This is a genomic window from Rhodosalinus sp. FB01, assembly GCF_041365715.1.
In the GTDB taxonomy this organism is placed as follows: Bacteria; Pseudomonadota; Alphaproteobacteria; order Rhodobacterales; family Rhodobacteraceae; genus Rhodosalinus.
Genome location: NZ_JBGFSH010000078.1, coordinates 1 through 421, shown reverse-complemented (window position 1 = coordinate 421; position 421 = coordinate 1). Strand labels below are relative to the sequence as shown.

Annotated in this window: 2 pseudogenes; both read left to right on the top strand. The window is 71.7% G+C overall.

Annotation, left to right across the window (positions count from 1 at the left end):
* A pseudogene (locus AB6A65_RS16660) lies at window positions 1-304 on the top strand (stationary phase survival protein SurE); the annotation flags it as partial.
* Window positions 301-421 (top strand): annotated as a pseudogene (locus tag AB6A65_RS16655) (protein-L-isoaspartate O-methyltransferase); the annotation flags it as partial. The pseudogenes AB6A65_RS16660 and AB6A65_RS16655, both read left to right, overlap by 4 nt.

Genomic DNA, 421 nt, shown 5'->3' with positions numbered 1-421 from the left:
GCCGGAGGAGGACCGCGACTACGGGCTCTTCTTCAACGTGAACTTCCCGCCGGTCCCGGCCGACGAAGTGGCCGGCCTCAAGGTGGCCGAACAGGGCTTCCGGCGCGGCACGGCCTTCCGCACGGAGCCGCATCTTTCGCCCTCGGGGCGGCGCTTTCTCTGGATGCGCGGCGTCAATCAGCAGGTGCCCTCGGCGCCCGGCACCGACGCGGCGGTGAACCTCGAGGGCTGGATCTCGGTGACGCCGATGCGCGCCGATCTGACCGCGCACGACGCGCTCGACCACTTCCGGGAGAGGCTATGACCGACGGGGAGCGGTCGGAGACCGACGCCGAGCGCACCATGCGCCTCCTCTTCGCCCTGCGCTCGCGCGGGGTGACCGACGCGCGGGTGCTCACGGCGATGGAGAAGCTCGACCGCG